The organism is Neglectibacter sp. X4 (genome assembly GCF_009917365.1).
Lineage (GTDB): Bacteria > Bacillota > Clostridia > Oscillospirales > Acutalibacteraceae > Acutalibacter.
In genome coordinates this window covers 12,339-28,852 of record NZ_QWLE01000037.1, presented here as the reverse complement: position 1 = coordinate 28,852, position 16,514 = coordinate 12,339, and the positions used below count along the sequence as shown (strand labels likewise).

At 55.7% G+C, this 16,514-nt stretch carries 15 protein-coding genes; all 15 read right to left on the bottom strand.

What is annotated here, in order from left to right; translation table 11 throughout:
- Nucleotides 1-244 precede the first annotated feature (244 nt).
- The 15 genes from D1841_RS12170 to mltG all read right to left on the bottom strand — a co-directional run bounded on the left by D1841_RS12170 (nt 245) and on the right by mltG (nt 16,502).
- Complete coding sequence (locus tag D1841_RS12170; RefSeq protein WP_160643406.1) at nt 245-2,176, bottom strand: ABC transporter substrate-binding protein; 1,932 nt, start codon at nt 2,174-2,176, stop codon at nt 245-247.
- Between the two features lie 307 nt (nt 2,177-2,483).
- Complete coding sequence (locus D1841_RS12165) at nt 2,484-2,954, bottom strand: 23S rRNA (pseudouridine(1915)-N(3))-methyltransferase RlmH (protein WP_160643404.1); 471 nt, start codon at nt 2,952-2,954, stop codon at nt 2,484-2,486.
- Nucleotides 2,955-2,967: 13 nt separating this feature from the next.
- Complete coding sequence (locus tag D1841_RS12160) at nt 2,968-3,750, bottom strand: MBL fold metallo-hydrolase (RefSeq protein WP_160643402.1); 783 nt, start codon at nt 3,748-3,750, stop codon at nt 2,968-2,970.
- A 74-nt stretch (nt 3,751-3,824) separates the two neighbouring features.
- Entirely contained in the window at nt 3,825-5,114 is a 1,290-nt protein-coding gene (locus D1841_RS12155) for a UDP-N-acetylglucosamine 1-carboxyvinyltransferase (protein ID WP_160643400.1), read from the bottom strand.
- A gap of 183 nt (nt 5,115-5,297) precedes the next feature.
- Nucleotides 5,298-5,774 (bottom strand): NUDIX hydrolase, encoded by a 477-nt coding sequence (locus D1841_RS12150; RefSeq protein WP_160643398.1) that lies wholly within the window; start codon nt 5,772-5,774, stop codon nt 5,298-5,300.
- A gap of 66 nt (nt 5,775-5,840) precedes the next feature.
- Entirely contained in the window at nt 5,841-6,554 is a 714-nt protein-coding gene (gene plsY, locus D1841_RS12145; RefSeq protein WP_160643396.1) for a glycerol-3-phosphate 1-O-acyltransferase PlsY, read from the bottom strand.
- Between the two features lie 17 nt (nt 6,555-6,571).
- A complete protein-coding gene (der, locus tag D1841_RS12140; RefSeq protein WP_160643395.1) occupies nt 6,572-7,897 on the bottom strand; it encodes a ribosome biogenesis GTPase Der in 1,326 nt (441 codons plus the stop codon).
- A 190-nt stretch (nt 7,898-8,087) separates the two neighbouring features.
- Nucleotides 8,088-9,452 (bottom strand): DUF512 domain-containing protein, encoded by a 1,365-nt coding sequence (locus D1841_RS12135; protein WP_160643393.1) that lies wholly within the window; start codon nt 9,450-9,452, stop codon nt 8,088-8,090.
- A gap of 85 nt (nt 9,453-9,537) precedes the next feature.
- Nucleotides 9,538-9,720 carry a 50S ribosomal protein L32 gene (gene rpmF / locus D1841_RS12130; protein ID WP_160643391.1) on the bottom strand — a complete coding sequence of 61 codons (183 nt, stop codon included), beginning with the start codon at nt 9,718-9,720 and terminating at the stop codon, nt 9,538-9,540.
- A gap of 74 nt (nt 9,721-9,794) precedes the next feature.
- On the bottom strand, nt 9,795-10,316 hold the full coding sequence (locus D1841_RS12125; protein WP_161880029.1) for a DUF177 domain-containing protein: 522 nt from the start codon (nt 10,314-10,316) through the stop codon (nt 9,795-9,797).
- 291 nt (nt 10,317-10,607) lie between these two features.
- Entirely contained in the window at nt 10,608-11,021 is a 414-nt protein-coding gene (locus D1841_RS12120) for a hypothetical protein (RefSeq protein ID WP_160643387.1), read from the bottom strand.
- 109 nt (nt 11,022-11,130) lie between these two features.
- Nucleotides 11,131-12,471, bottom strand: coding sequence for a glucose-6-phosphate isomerase (locus D1841_RS12115; protein WP_160643385.1), 1,341 nt, complete (start codon nt 12,469-12,471; stop codon nt 11,131-11,133).
- Between the two features lie 260 nt (nt 12,472-12,731).
- The gene (locus D1841_RS12110; RefSeq protein ID WP_237076331.1) at nt 12,732-13,868 is read right to left on the bottom strand and encodes a D-alanyl-D-alanine carboxypeptidase family protein; all 1,137 of its coding nucleotides are present in this window, start codon (nt 13,866-13,868) and stop codon (nt 12,732-12,734) included.
- A 93-nt stretch (nt 13,869-13,961) separates the two neighbouring features.
- A complete protein-coding gene (locus D1841_RS12105) occupies nt 13,962-15,185 on the bottom strand; it encodes a U32 family peptidase (RefSeq protein ID WP_160643381.1) in 1,224 nt (407 codons plus the stop codon).
- A 21-nt stretch (nt 15,186-15,206) separates the two neighbouring features.
- Nucleotides 15,207-16,502 (bottom strand): endolytic transglycosylase MltG, encoded by a 1,296-nt coding sequence (gene mltG / locus D1841_RS12100; protein WP_160643379.1) that lies wholly within the window; start codon nt 16,500-16,502, stop codon nt 15,207-15,209.
- Nucleotides 16,503-16,514 lie beyond the last annotated feature (12 nt).

The following is a 16,514-nucleotide window of genomic DNA, read 5'->3' as shown; positions in this document are numbered from 1 at the left end:
AGCCTTTCAACACTATCACCTCATCTTTTTAGTGGCGGCTCCCGGGATTCCTTCCCTCAGCCGCTTTCCCTAAAACAATATGGTTCAACGCTTCCTTTTCAGTACTTTTCACCAATCCTTATATAGAAATTGGCGGCGGAGAAAGTCCTATTACCTTTTCTCCGCCGCCTTCTTTCTATGCAGGGCCTCTTCTGCACAGGCCCTTGCTCATCTCAGTTTTTCTGAAATGTACTGCAAAACCTCTTTAGCCCTCAACCAGCTCCAGATTGAACATGGCGGCATAGCCATAGCCGTCATAGCAGATCATGGGAGGGATATTGGTTCCATCGTCAGCCTGGGGGAAGTTTGTCCAGACAGTTTCATTGGTGGAATGGAAGTTGATGGGACGATACATAACGGACACAGCGGGAACATCGTCCAGATAGAAGATGTTCAGCTTCTCCCACATATCCTTCAACTTGGCCTCGTCAGTCTCACGGGGGATCTGCTTCAAGAGCTCATCCACCTCAGCGTTGTAGTAACGGCTGTAGTTGAAGGTCATGGTGTCGGGGAAGTTGCCGCCGAAGCCATACATGGTCTGGTAAGCGCGCAGCCAAGGAGCGGAAATGCCGCCGCCAGCGTAGCCGTTTACCACGATGTCAAAGTTGCCGGTCTGCTGGTCTTCTGTGTAGGTAGCAGACTCGGGGAAGTAAGCTTCGATGCTGATGCCGATGTTCTGGCCAGCAGCAGCGCAGATGTTGATAGCAGCCTGGTAGTCAGACCAGCCATCGGGGCACTCAGCCTTGAACACCAGGTTCTGGCCCTCATACTCGCGGATGCCGTCGCCATCAGTGTCAGTGATGCCAGCTTCGTCCAGCAGCTTGTTGGCGCCTTCAACGTCGCCGCCTGCATGCTGATAGGGCTTCAGAGCCTCGGGATCCTTAATCAGGGCCTGCTCAGGCTCAGTGGGGTTGAACAGGGTGCGGGGCACCTCTGTGAAGGTGTAGGACTGACCGGTCATAGCGGAAGAAACTACCTGATCATAGTCGATAGCCATGGCGATAGCCTGACGCACAACCTTCTGATCCAGGCCGGGCTTCTGGGTGTTGAAGATGATGCTGGGCATGGTGCCAGCCATCTGATAAGGAGGCTCATCATAGTAAGTGGAGATGGGCAGATCCTTCTCCAGCCACATATCCTGGAGGTTGGCTACATACTGCTGGTTGATGTCGATTTCGCCGTTCTCAAAGGCACGGGCGGAACCGGAGTTGTCCTTGTACATGTTGTGGGCAATGTACTTCGGCACAGGCAGCTTGCCCCACATGGAGGCGTCCTGGCCCCAGTACTCGTCATTGCGGGTGAACACAACGCGCTGCTCGGAGTCATAGGTGGTGGGACGGTATGCGCCGGTAATGGGAGCATCCCACATGGTGGCGTTCTTCATCTCACCGGAGTCGCCGTTCAGCTCGCCGTCCAGCTTCTCCAGGTATGCCTTCTGCATCATGTATACCTTGTTCAGGTATTCCATCATCTTCAGGGGATTGTAGTTCTCATCATCAACGGGCTTGCCTTTCATCAGGACAGTATGCTCGTCAACAGCCTCAAAGCCCTCAATGTACTGGCTGAAATCAATACCTGTAGCGGACTCATACTTTACATGGGCATCCCAAGTGGCTACAACGTCGTCAGCGGTGAAAGGAGTGCCGTCATCCCACTTGGCAGCTTCCTTTACCTTGAAGGTGAGCTGGGTGCGATCCTCATTCCACTCATAGTCGCCGTCAGCCAGCAGGGGATATGCCTTACTGTCAATGGTGTTGAACATGTACAGGGTTTCCCAGACGATAACGGTGGCCTGGTCATCCTGCTCCATGCACATCAGGCCGGAGTTGCTGGACAGGGGGTTCATGTTGATGGGCTTGCCCCACTGCTCACCGCCATAGTACAGGGTTTCATTACGGGGTGTGGTAGCAGTGGCCATGGGATCATCCTCTTCTTCCCCGGCCTCAGAGCTTGCAGGCTCGCTTTCGTCAGCGGGCTCGGAAGCTTCGCTGCTCTCAGCAGGCGTGGATACGGCACTGCTGGTCTTGCTGTCAGTAGCAGACGTGCTGGAAGAGTTTTCCCCGCCGCCGCAGGCAGCCATGGAGACTGTCAGGGCCAGGGCCAGCAGCAGTGCTGCGACTTTCCGCCAATTTTTCATAGCGTAGATCCTCCTTAGATTTTCGCGGTCAAACCGCAAATTTAGAGTGTGGGAGACGACCGCCCGCCTGTTGTGTTGTATTTGCACAAGGGACAGACAGGCATCTCCTGTGTTTGTTATGAATTATAACCCTAAAATCAAAAAATTGCAATAGGAACTTTGTGAAAACAGGCATATATAGTGGTTACAATTTGGTAACAGCAACACCTTTCAACAACCTGCATAAAACTTCTTAAAAAATATCGGTTTTATTGTGAGAATGCTTGCTAAGAAGCAATTGTGCAAAATGCACAAAGCTTTTTCGCCCCTATTTATGGTATTTCGTCCCCGCCTGTATTTGAAAGCCCCGGTACAACTGCTCGCAGAGCATCACCCTGGCAAGCTGATGGGGGAATGTCATAGGGGACATGGAAAAACCTTTGCCAGACTGCTTCACCTGCTGGCTCAGCCCAAAGGAGCTTCCTATAAAAAAGGTGACGGCGCCTGGGGACTGCATGGCCTGCCCCAGCAGCACCGCCATGCCCGGAGAATCCAAAAGCCTGCCCTCTATGCACAGGGGGCACAAAAGCCCGGCGGACTTTTGCAGAAGCTGCTCTCCCTCCCGCTCCAGCGCCCGGCGGATCTCTCCCTCTGTGGGACTATCCGGCAAGCGGCTCTCCCCTATTTCCAGGATTTCAAAGCGGCAAAAAGGCCGCAGGCGTTTTTCATATTCCGCCACGGCCTGCCGCCAGTATTCCTCTTTCAGCCTGCCCACGCAGGCCAGCCTGACTAAAAGCACAAGCTTTCCCCCCTTACAGGATAATAGACTTCCCCGCCCGGTTTTCCACCGGCGCAGCTTCCAGCAGGAAGTCCACCTCCGGCACAAAGCCCGCCTGCACCAAGGAGGCAAGGGATGTCTGGAGGGCCAGCTCCGGGGTATTGTTCTGGCGGCTTAAATGGCCCAATACAAAACGCCGGGTGCCCGCCCGCAAAAGCTCCGGCAGAAAAGCAGCGCAGGCAGCGTTGGACAGATGGCCCCTGTCTGACAGCACCCGCTGCTTCAGAGGGTAAGGATACGGGCCGAACCGCAGCATGTCAATGTCATGGTTGGATTCCAGCACCACCAGATCCGCCTCCAGCAGGCCGGCCTTCACCTCGTCGGAAAGAAAGCCCAGGTCTGTAGCCAAAGCAACCACCCTGCCGTCCGCCGTATGAATCCGATAGCCTACAGGCTGGGCGCAATCATGGGAAACAGGGAAATGGGTAATTGCTATATCGCCTATTGTAAGCTCTGCACACAAAGGCCGCGCCTCAAATTCCGCCGCAGCCGTACCCAGGGCTGAAAGGGTTCCGGGAGTGCAGAACACCGGCACGCCGTATTTTTTAGCAAACACCCGCAAGCCGGACACGTGGTCGCTGTGCTCGTGGGTCACCAGAATGGCGTGTACCGCTAGCGGGTCGATGCCGCAAAGCTTCAGCATCCCTTCCATCTGCCGGGCGCTGCGACCCGCGTCAATAAGCACCCCTGCCGACTTGCTTCCTATGTAATAGCTGTTCCCGGTGCTCCCGGAAAACAGCGGACAAACCCTTGCCATACGCCAGCCTCCATAAAAAAGGGGAAACCCCACGGGCTTCCCCCACATATCCAAATTATTATCGTTTTGGGAACTTATCCCAGCTTTGCCATGTCCCGGTCAGGCTCCCGCTTAAAATAGATATCTGCGCCAAGGCCTGCCAGCTTGTCCACAATGCTTTCATAGCCCCGCTCAATATACTGGATATTCTCCACCTGGGTGGTGCCTTCGGCAATCAGCCCCGCGATAACCATAGCTGCCCCGGCACGCAAGTCCAAAGCCTTTACAGGAGCGCCCTTCAGCTTGCCCACGCCTTCTACAATCGCCATTTTGCCGTCAACTGTAATCTGGGCGCCCATACGGCGCAGCTCGTCTACATATTTGAAGCGGTTGTCCCAAATGCTCTCCATCACCATGCTTGTTCCGTTGACAATAGACAGCAGAGTGGTAATCTGGGGCTGCATATCCGTGGGAAAGCCGGGGTGGGGCATGGTCTTGACCGTACAGCGGCGCAAGGGGCCTTTTTGGTATACCCGCACGCTGTCATCCCCTTCTTCAATAGTCGCGCCAATTTCCGCCAGCTTGGCAGAGATAGACTCCAAATGCTTGGGCGTGACATTGCGCACCGTTACGTCCCCGCCAGTGGCCGCCGCCGCAACCATATACGTACCAGCTTCTATCTGATCCGGGATAATGGAGTAATCCGCACCCCGCAGCTTCTGCACGCCGTGTATTTTAATGGTATCCGTACCGGCCCCCAGGATATCTGCCCCCATCATGTTCAAAAAGTTTGCCAAGTCCACCACATGAGGCTCCCGGGCAGCGTTCTCAATAATGGTAAGGCCCCGGGCCTTTACCGTGGCCAGCATAATGTTAATGGTGGCCCCCACGCTCACCACGTCCATATAGATGTTGGCCCCCCGCAGATCCCCTTCCGCTTTCACGGAAATCATGCCGCCGCTGTCCAGGCTGTGGGTACAGCCCAGGGCTTCAAAGCCTTTCAGGTGCTGGTCAATGGGCCGCACGCCAAAGTTGCATCCTCCGGGCAGGGGCACCACAGCCTTCTGGCACCGGCCCAAAAGCGCGCCTATAAGGTAATAGGATGCCCGGATGCTCCGGGCATCGTCAGCGCACACGCCGCTGGTGGCAATAGGCCGGGGATCGATAAGCACTGTATGGCGGTCAAGATACTCCACCTCCGCGCCCATCTTTTCCAGAATATAGGTGAGGGTTTTTACGTCCGAGATGTCCGGCAGGTTCTCAATCCTGCAAGGGGAATCTGCCAGCAGGACTGCGGGCAGGATGGCTACCGCCGCGTTTTTTGCGCCGCTGATATCCACAGCGCCTTCCAGGCGTTTTCCGCCATGAATCACATATTTATCCAAAATTTACACTTCCTAACGGCCGGAAAACCCGGTCTGAAAGATTTCGATTTACATAATTAGTATGGGGGTTGGACTCTATAATAATACATCGCGGCGAAAAAGTCAAGTTTAACCAGCGGTTTAAAGCATTTTAAACAAAAACGCCTCTTTCCATTCATGCGCTTTCCCCATAAAATGCGTTTTTTACTCAAAAACCGTAACAAGCTCCAGGTGCTCCGGCAGGGCTGGGAAGCACTCCTTTAGGCATACGGGATAAAGCCTTGCGCCGCGCACTTCTTCGGGGGTAAGCCAGCGGAAGATATGGGAGGCGCCGTCGCTGTCAGCCTGCTCCCAGGTATCGGTAGCGGGAAGGTTTTCATAGGGCAAATCTGCCAAATAGCACAGGCAAAGTTCATGAAACTTTTCATTTTTCCCTTCCAGCATAAAGAAGCTTTCCACCAGCCACAGAGGCCGCTTTATCTCTGCGGGGAGATACAATTCTTCTGCAAATTCCCGCTTGAGGGCGGCTTCGGCGCTTTCATGCAGCTTTACCCGCCCGCCGGGAAGATACCAGTGGGGGATATTTTTTTCAGTCATAACCAGCAGGCGGTTCTGGCGGGAAACAACCCCTGCCACCCGGTAGTTGAAATTGCCCTCCGGGGTTTTAAAAACACAGTCCATAAGTACGCTCCTTTCCACAGCAAACGAGAAGGTTTTTGGAGATTCTTGAGCCGCTGGGGGCAACTCTCACTTCTTTCCAAAGGCCACAGGCTTTTCCTCTCCCCGGCGCAGGCGCCCTATGTTGGAGCGGTGCTTGATGAGCACCAGCAGGCCTAAGAAAAGCGAAACGCCTGTGATAAACAGCAGATAACCCAGGGAACACCCATCAGATCTGTAATCAAAGAAATAGATAATAAGGAAGGTGTAGACAGGGTAGGCGGCGGCGCAAAGGATGGAAGCCAGGGAAATGATGCGCTTCCAGATAAATGTGATGAGGAAGGTGGCGATGACCAGCAGGAAAACGCGCCAGTCCACAATAAGGATCATGGCGGCAGCCGTAGCCACCCCCTTGCCCCCTCGGAATCCGTAGTACAGGGGGAAAATGTGGCCTATCACGCAGAACACCCCGGCGATGTATTTGCCTGCCTGGATAAGTTCGGGACTCTCGCCGTCCAGAATGACTTGGAGAATCAAAACCATCACAAGCCAGCCCAGCAGTACAGCCGCCACATTTTTCAGAAAATCGCCGATAAAGGTTAGCAGGGCCGGCAGCTTGCCCACCGAGCGCAGCACATTGGTCATGCCCGCATTGCCGCTGCCATAGTTCCGGATATCCGCCTTCTGCTTGAAAAGCCGGGTGACAATGATGGCAGTGTTCACGCTGCCCAGCAGATACCCTATCACCGCGCAGGCCAGCATGCCCAGCAGGACGATGCCCCGAATCGCGTTTTCATTTACCATAGTCTCGCATCCCTTCGTTATTTTTGCTCTCCCCGCTCCCGCACCACAAGCCGGATGGGCGTGCCCTCCAGGCCAAAGGTTTCCCGGATACGGTTTTCCAGATATCGCTGGTAGGAGAAATGGAACAGCTCATGGTCATTGACAAAGCAGACAAAGGTAGGCGGTTTGGTGGAGGCCTGGGTCATATAGAAAATTTTCAGGCGCTTGCCCTTGTCCGTGGGAGGCTGCACCCGGGCGGTCGCCTGGGCCAGGATGTCGTTGAGCACCCCTGTGGGCACCCGCATGGCGTTGTTCGCTGCCGCGGCCTTAATCAAAGCAAACATTTTGTCAAGCCGCTGGCCTGTTTTAGCAGAGATGAACAGGATGGGGGCATAAGACATGAAGGAAAAGTCCTGTTCCAGCTTCTGGCGCATCTCCCCCATGGTCTTGTCATCCTTTTCCACCGCGTCCCATTTGTTCACGCAGACAATGCAGGCCTTGCCTGCCTCGTGGGCGATGCCCGCCACCTTGGAGTCCTGCTCTGTAAAGCCCACCTGGGCATCAATAAGGATGAGGCACACATCGGCCCGCTCCACCGCCATTTCCGCCCGCAGGTTGCTGTAATGCTCGATGGCGTCCTCCACCTTGGATTTCCGGCGCAGCCCGGCTGTGTCGATAAAGGTAAAGGTGCCAAACTGGTTCTGGATGGTGGTGTCCACTGCGTCCCGGGTGGTGCCCGCCATGTCGGAAACAATGCAGCGGTTCTCTCCCGAAACCTTATTTACCAAAGAGGATTTGCCCACGTTGGGCTTGCCGATAACCGCCACCTTGACAATATCGCCTTCCTCGTCCTCTTCCACAGTTTCCGGCAGGTTTTCGCACACCCTGTCCAGCAGATCCCCTGTGCCATGGCCATGGACAGAGGAAACCATAACCGGATCCCCCAGCCCCAGGTTGTAAAACTCATAAAACTCCACAGGCGGCTCTCCAACGCTGTCGCATTTATTGACGCACAGCACCACAGGGATACCACTTTTCTGCAGCATATCCCCCACGTCCGCGTCTGTAGCCGTCACCCCTGTGCGCACATCTGTCACAAAGATGATGGCAGAGGCTGAGTCGATGGCAATCTGCGCCTGCTCCCGCATTTGGGTCAGCAGCACATCCTTGGAGGCAGGCTCTATGCCCCCGGTGTCTACCATAGAAAAGGCCTTGCCGCACCACTCCGTATCCCCGAACACTCTGTCCCGGGTAACGCCGGGAGTGTCCTCCACTATGGAGAGCCTCTTCCCCACAATTTTATTAAACAGCGTGGACTTCCCCACATTGGGCCTGCCCACGATGGCTACAATCGGCTTTGCCATAACTGCACACCTTCCTTTCCCTGTTGAGGGCGCCGCCCTCAAACTCCTGGCTTAAGATGCTTTTTTGAAAAAAAGCATCTTAAGCATCTTTAAAAAACTTTAGGATTCTGCCGGGAAGCCCCTGAACACGCGAGAATCTGTTGCCCATGGCACGTTCCCCGCGCCACAGGTGCAGCGTTACGCTGCCGCGTCATAGGTGCAGCGTTGCGCTGCCGCTGCCCTCATAGGGGTTCTGCCCGTCATGCCCCGGCGTTTCCTCGCCCAGGATAGCCATAAGCAGCGCGTCTCCTGTGTTGGGCACCCGCCGGGCCGGGGTATGGAGGGCCTGGGACAGCTCCTCCAGCGTCATATCGTCCAGAAAGATATCCTCTCCGGCCTTCATCATGTTCCCCGCCAGCAGGATTTCATCCCCCAGCTCCCGGCCCTTCAGGGCCTTCACAATGTCCTGCCCGGTGAGCAGGCCCGTCACGTCCACCGTACCGCCGAAGAAATCATTGCGGACAGGCACCAGATCTATTTGCAGGGCGCTGCTCTTTGCACGCAAAGCGTCCAGCATGGAATTGAGAAAGGGGAACACCCCTTCTCCGGTGGGGATGGTTACCCGGCGGGGCTTTTCCGGCAGGACACAGTCCTCCAGCGCCCAGAGGAAGGCATCCTCTAAGTCCCGGAGCATCCCCACGCCGTTTTCTATCTGGGGCAGATCCTCATAAAATTCCAGAGGCGGCAGGGGACGCTGGGCAATTAAATAAAACTCGTCCGAGGGGTATACGGTGCGGCTGCCCCTTTCCCTCCGGAATTTTTCCCCGTATTCTTCCAGTATGTCCAGGGCCGCCCGGGCAGATTCCCGGTCAAAGGGCTGCAGGGGGAAAAGGCCCTCCCGGAAGCGTGTCAGCCCTACCGGCACACAGGCCACGCTCAAGAGGCTTTCCCCTAAGCCCCATAATTTTTCCAGGGTATAGGCAAGATGCTCCCCGTCGTTTACCCCCGGGCACAGCACAATCTGGCAGTTCAGCTTCACACCGCCTTCCGCCATCCTGTATAAGTGCCGGAGGGAGTCCCCTGCAAAGCGGTTCTGCATCATTTTGCACCGCAGCTCTGGATTCATGGTGTGGACAGAAACATTGATGGGGCTGATGTGCATTTGCAGAATGCGGTCAACCTCCCGATCGTCCATGTTGGTCAGGGTGACATAATTCCCAAAGAGGAAGGACAGGCGGTCGTCGTCATCCTTGAAATACAGAGTCTCCCGCATACCCGGCGGAAGCTGGTCGATAAAACAAAAAATGCACTTATTCCGGCAGGAGCGCTGCTCGTCCATCAGATAGGTGGCAAACTCCAGGCCCAATTCCGCATACTGGGGCTTTGCCAGCTCCAGGGTATAGGGGTTCCCCTCCCGCTCCAGTTCCAGGCGCAGCTCTCGCTCTGTCTCGAAAAAGCGGTAGTCCAGCACATCTATAATCCCGTGCCCGTTAATAGACACCAGGCTGTCCCCTGGGCGGATGCCTATGCGCTCCGCCCTGCTGTGAGGCTCCACCCCTGTTATGGTAACTGCCATATCCTGCCCTCCCGGGATGCATAATCAAGAAAAGAGGGAGCGCCACCGCGTTCCCTCCTTTTTTACCATTCTGTATTCCGCGCCATCAGGCATCCTTCTTCACAACCACCCGGCCGTTATAATAGCCGCAGTTGCCGCATACTCTGTGAGGTGCCTTGTAATCTCCGCACTGGGGGCATTTCATCAGAGCGGGAGCCTGAAGCTTCCACACGTTGGAACGCCGCTTGTTCTGTCTTGCGCTGGATACTTTTCCTTTGGGTACTGCCATGAGATACACCTCCTCCTTATACTGCTGAGACTGGGGATAACCCCTTGTCCCTTACTTTTTTCATTTTCCGGCATTTACAGCAGCCTTTGCAAAACTGCCAGCCTGGGATCTACCTCCCGCTGGGTACAGCCGCAACTGCCTTCATTGAGATTTTGCCCGCAGGTGGGGCACAGCCCTTTGCAATCCTCCCGGCACAGGAACTTGACTGGCAGATCCAGCAGGATATCCTCCTGCAAAAGCCCGTCCAGGTCAAGTTTCCCATCCGGCACCAGTATCCAGTCGCCATCTTCCTCCTGGGAAGAAAGCTCCTGCACCAGCGTATGGGAAAAACAGGGCATGCAGGTGCGGCTTACAGTTTCAAAGCATCTGTCACAAGGCATGGTAAGCGTATACGCTGCCTCTGCCTGCAGCAACACGGAACCGCCAAAAGCTGTAAGCCTGCTACTGGTCTTTACCGGCGCACAAAACGGCTTGACACCGCCCAATTCCATACCGGACAAATCCAGCTCGTGGGAAAAGCTTTCCGAAAGCCCGTCTGCTTGAAAAAAACGTTTCAGATCGATGATCACAACTACGGCCTTTTCCTTTCCTGCCAATAGGGCACAAATCCCCGCATACCGTACTGCTATATTATAATAAGCGGCGCAGGGTTTGTCAAGCGCTTTTTGCCAGAGGTTGGAGGTTTTTTTCCGCAGGGCACCATATACAGGTGTTTTCTAAAAGGCAAAAAATGGAGGATGCGCTTTCCCCACTCCAAAATTTTGTAATGCAGGAGCCGCCGCACTGAGCCGAAAACCCGCGTGTGAACAGACGTCGCTTGGAAGGGAACCGAAAAACCGCCGCAGGCCTTTTGAGGAGGCTTTGCGGCGGCTGTTTCCCAGCGCAGTTTATTTCAGCACAAACTCCTGCACAGAGGCGGGGATTTCCTCTTCCCCGGCGGAGATAGAGAGAACGAAGTTGGTTTCTGCGGCAGCGCTGAGCTTTTTCAGCTCCGCTACCAGGGCTTCGGTAACCTCGGCGCCAGTGCCGGTTATTTTCAGGGTGGAATCTACGAACACGTCGGTAACATCATAGTTGCCTGCGCAGATACCGCTGATAAAGCCCAGCAGCGCGTCAGCGCCCTTCACGTCATAGGCATCGGAGTCCACCAGGCGGACGGAATAGGGCAGGTTGTAGGTAAGCTTCTGGCCCTTTTCAATGAGCACCACATTGCCGTTGGACTTCTCCACAGCCTCCTTAGCCAGTTCAATAAGCTTTTTTGTCTTGCCGGAACCCTTCTTACCTGTTAAAAGTGTAACCATATAGTCAACTCTCCTTTATTTTAATTCCGCAGGGGGCTTTTGTACCGACGCCCCGGCGCGGCAGCTTCCTGTACCTTAAGGCAATACCGCACAACTCACGGCTGTAGCCTTAACCGTTTAAGCGGGCTTCCAGCGCAGCCTTTTGATCCTCATAGCCGGGCTTGCCCAAAAGGGCGAACATATTCTTCTTGTAGCTTTCCACGCCGGGCTGGTCAAAGGGGTTTACCCCCAGCATATAGCCGGAAATGGCGCAGGCCTTTTCAAAGAAATAGATAACCTGGCCCAGGCTGTCCTCAGAAAAGTCAGGCACGTGCAGCACGATATTGGGCACGCCGCCGTCGTTGTGGGCAAGCACTGTGCCCTCAAAGGCCTTCTCGTTGATAAAGGCCATTGTGCGGCCCTCCAGATAGTTCAGGCCGTCCACGTTCTCCGGGTCGTTGCCCAGAGCCACTTCATATTTGGGCTTATCAATCAGCACCACCGTTTCAAACATAGTGCGGGAACCGTCCTGGATGAATTGGCCCAAAGAGTGCAGGTCAGTGGAGAACACCACAGAGGCCGGGAACAGGCCCTTCTGGTCTTTGCCCTCGCTTTCGCCATAAAGCTGCTTCCACCACTCGTTCATCATGGTGTAGCAAGGCTCATAGCTTACCATAATTTCCGTAGACTTCCCCTTGCGGTACAGCATGTTGCGGATAGCGGCGTATTTGTAGCAGTCGTTCTTCTCAAGGTCAGGATCGCTGTAAAGCTGCATTGCCTTAGCCGCGCCTGCCATCAGGGCGTCAATATCCCCGCCTGCCACAGCAATGGGCAAAAGGCCCACAGCGGTCAGCACGGAGAAGCGTCCGCCTACATTGTCAGGCACCACAAAGGTTTCATAGCCTTCCCTGTCAGCAAGCTGCTTCAAGGTGCCCTTCTGCTTGTCGGTGGTGCAGAAAATGCGCTCCTTTGCGCCCTCCTTGCCATATTTTTTCTCTAAAAGCTCCCGGAACACCCGGAAAGCGATAGCAGGCTCGGTGGTGGTGCCGGACTTGGAAATCATGTTGATGGAAACGTCGCGGCCTTCGCAGATGGAAACAAGCTCCTGCAAAGCAGTGGAGCTGATGCTGTTGCCTGTGAAATAAATATCCGGCGTATCCTTTTTCATGTCATTATAGCGGTCTGACTTTAAAAACTCAATAGCAGCCCTGGCGCCCAGGTAGGAGCCGCCAATACCGATAACCACGAATACGTCCGAATTTTCCTTCACCCGGGCGGCAGCGGCCTTGATTCTGCTGAACTCTTCCTTGTCATAGTCCTCAGGCAGGGTGACCCAGCCCAGGAAATCGCTGCCCATGCCGGTTCCGGCATGAAGCGTCTCATGAGCGGCTTTAACCTGCGGCTCCATGGCCTGATACTCGTGCTGGGCCACAAAGCCCTTTAAATACCCGTCTTGCAATTTCAACGGCATAGTAAAAACCCCTTTTCTCCGGCCTGGGCAAAAAACCCGGCCCGGATATTTTTCTTCCGCCGCTTCCGCCTCACGGGAGGCCTTCCCGCCGGCACAACGGCCCTTTCACAACCTGCCCGCCCTGTCCGGAGCTTCCGGGAAAGGCGGCAGTCTTTCTTTGTGTTTCTATTCTACAATAAACCGGCGCGTTTTGCAAGTTGCTTTCGCCAATCTTCATAAAAAGTTTTCCAAGGGCCTGGAGCAGGCCCCTAAAAGCAGCCTTACAGGGAGAAGAAAGCCCCCAGCAAATAGCGGAAGGCAGATCCAAACGTGATGGCCTCCACGTCCTCAGCGGCTGTGATGGGCACCTGGGCCAGGGTTTTCCCAGAGGAAGAATACACCACCTGCCCCAGCACATCCCCCTTCTGGATGGGGGCCGCAATATCCGCCTGCATTTGCACCTCCTGCTGGACAGACTGGGAATCTGCCGCTTTCATCAAAATTTTCGGACTTTTCCCTGCCTTCACCGCCACAGTGGGGGCCATGCCGCCGGCAACCGGGGCAGGCTCCAGGGCCGGGGCTTCCGGGATCGTGACAGACCAGCCCCCAAAGCCGTAATCCAGGAGGGCGCGGGCGTCCGCAAAGCGGTTGTCCGTGGAATCCGCCCCCAGCACCACAGCAATAAGCCCCAGCCCGTCCCGTTCCGCTGTTGCGGTGATGCAGCTTCCCGCCTGGGAGGTTGTGCCGGTTTTCAGGCCTGTGATGCCGTTATAGCTGCGGATAAGCTTGTTGGTGTTTACAAGCTGGGTGGACCCGCCCCGGACATAGTCAATCCAGGTAAGGGTATAGTCCTGTATCTTGGGGTATTTTAAAAGCTCCCGGCTCATCAGGGCTACATCATGGGCGCTGGTAACGTGGCCCTCCTCGTCCAGGCCGTTGCAGTTTTTAAAAACCGTATCCGCCATGCCCAAGGCCTGGGCCTTCTCGTTCATCTTCTGCACAAAGGCTTCTTCGCTGCCTGCCACGTTTTCCGCCAGGACAACGGCGGCGTCGTTGGCGCTCATAATCACAGTGGCCTTTATCAAGTCGTCCACAGTCATCTGCTCCCCCTCCTTCAGCCAGATGTCAGAGCCGCCCATGGAGGCCGCGTGGGCAGAGGCGGTGAGGGTGTCCGTAAGATTCAGCTTGCCGGCCTGGATGGCTTCAAAGGTCAGGCACAGGGTCATCACTTTGGTGATGGAGGCACAGGGCCGCACAGCATGGCTCTCTTTCTCAAACAGCACCTGGCCTGTAGAGACTTCCATCAGCACCACAGAAGGGGCGGTGACTGTAAGCTCGTCGGCTTGGGCGGGCAGGGCCAGAATCCAGCAGAAAAGCAGGGAGGAAATCAGCAGGGCGCACAGGGGTTTTCGTTTCATAGGGTTCATCCTTTCTTTTGGCTGTATACGCTATGGATATGCCCCCTGCCCGCAAAACATGAAAAGGCCGGGCACTGTGCCCGGCCTTTCTCCCTATGTTTTTTGAATGCGCAGGTATGCCCCGGGGGCTGCTTCCACATCTGTTTTCCAGTAGACTGTCATCTCCGCGTGGGGGGCTGATTTCATAGGCTCCCAGTCCTCGTTGAAAATTTCCCCAAGGGGCGCTGTGATGCTTGCCTTTCCCGGCTGGAGGATGTCCGCTGTATCCCCCCTGAAAAAGCGGTTGCGCTGGGCAAGGCGGAGATACTCCCCTTCCCGGCCCAGGCACACAGCCGCCACCTCATATTTCCGGGTGTACTGGCTGCGGTCTGTGGTCTGGCCTGGCTGGCCCCCAAAGTAAAACCCCGGGGAATAAGCCCTGTGGCTGATTTTTTCCGTCTCCTCCAGAATCTCCGGGGGCAGGGGCTTTTCCGGGTGCTCATGGAAGAAATCAATAGCCCGGCGGTAGGCCGCTGTAACGCAGGCCACATAGTAGGCAGATTTTGCCCGGCCCTCCAGCTTCAGGCTATGCACCCCCGCGTCCATCATGGCGGGGATGTGCTCTATCATCCGCATATCGTTGGAGTTAAATACATAGGCGCCCTTTTCCTCCTGGATAAGGGTAAATTCCTGCCGGGGCCGCTCTTTTTCGATAAGGGTGTATTCCCAGCGGCAGGGCTGGGCGCATGCCCCCCGGTTGGCGTCCCGGCCCGTCATATAGTTGGATAAAAGGCACCGCCCGGAAAAAGACACGCACATAGATCCGTGGGCAAAAGCCTCCAGCTCCAATTCCGGGGGGGTGTTCTCCCGGATGCCCTTTATTTCGCTGAGAGGTACCTCCCGGGCCAGCACCACCCGGCTGGCCCCTAAATCATAGCAGGCCTTGGCGGCGGCATAATTGACAATGCCCGTCTGGGTGGAGATATGGCGCTGCACCAGTGGGGCGTGCTCCCGGGCCAGGGCCAGCACCCCCAGATCGGAAATAATAAAGGCGTCCACCCCTTCTTCCTGGCAGCGGCGCAGGAAAGGGATGAGGGCAGGCAGTTCTTCATTGCGGGGCAGGGTGTTGCAGGTGACATACACCCGCACCCCCCGGCTGTGGCAAAGCTTCACCGCCTGCCGGATTCCTTCCTCGTCAAAGTTCTGGGGTGCGGCCCGCATACCAAAGCTTTTCCCTGCCAGATAAACGGCGTCGGCCCCATATTCCACAGCGGCCGTCAGGCGCTCCATGTCCCCCGCAGGGGCCAGAAGCTCCGGCTTGGGCCTTATAGTTGGCATAAGCGTCCCTCCCATACCAGACTAATCCATCAGCCCGGCAGCATACAGGTTTTCTTCATGCTCCCAGGAATTGGTGGCATAGTAGGCTGTGCCGTCATCGGCATGGCAGAAGTACAGATAGCTGCTTTCATTGGGGCGCACTGCCGCCAGGATAGCTTCCGCCCCAGGGTTGCAGATTGGCCCGGGCGGCAGGCCGTCCAGCTCATAGGTGCTGTAGCCTGCGTTGGGAAGCGCCCCCGACTCAGGGATAGCCCCTGCGTTGCGGTACGGGTAATGCATGGTGGAGTCGCATTCCAAACGGTAGATGTCATACTCCGCGCCAAAGTCAAGGCGGTTGTGGAGGACAGACGAAACATTGAACATATCCGAGGTGTCAGCCGCCTCCGCCTGGATGATAGAGGCCAGGATTACCACCTGATCCTTGGTCATGCCCCGCTCCTCCCCCATGTTCCAGGTCTGGCTGGAGATGCGGTTCTGGAAGTTGTTAATCATCTTGCCGATAACAGACTCCAGCTCTTCCCCCTCATAGAAATTATACGTGTCGGGGAACAGGTAGCCTTCCAGCTTATAATACCGGCCTTCGCTGTTCATGGCAGCGATGACCTCATAATTTGAAAAGTCCTTGTTGTTCAGCGCGTCCAGGAACTCCTGGCCTGTGCAGACATTCTTTTCCTCCAGAAGCTGGGCTATCTCCAAGGCATTATAGCCTTCGGGGATGGTGACAGACACCTCGTCGCCGTGGGTGTCCTGCCTGGTCTGCAGGGTGTTTATCAAATCCTCATAGTCCAGGTTTGTTTCAACATGGTGGACGCCCGGCACGAAATACTTCGGCTCTTCCTTCTTCACCTTGCAGTACAGGGAGAAAAACTCCGGCTTGTCAATGGCCCCGCTTTTGGCCAGGATTTCCGCCAAAGCATCAATGTCCATCCCGCTTTCCGGAATTTCCACCTGGGTGGTGCCCTCATTGCGGCCTACGGCGAAGAAATCGTTAGAGCCACTGATAAGGTAGCTTGCCAGGGTAAAGGCTGTTAAAAGCACCATGCACAGCCACATAAAGGCAAAAATGCGCTTGTTCTTCCTGGCCTTAATACGGTTGCGCTTGCGGTGGGCCTTCTTTTCCTGCTTGCGCTCCTCCTCGGTGAGATAGGCCCGGGCAGAGGCAGGCGGCTCTCCGTAAGGCTCCTGCCGCCGGTTGCGGCGGTCGGGCGGTTCCACGCTGCCAGTCATCAGATCCCGCTGGTCAATATTCACCTTAAAGCTGCCTGTGGCCCTGGGTTCCCCTGAGGTTCTTCTGTTCTGATCCGGTCTTTCGTTCATAGCAGTTGCCAT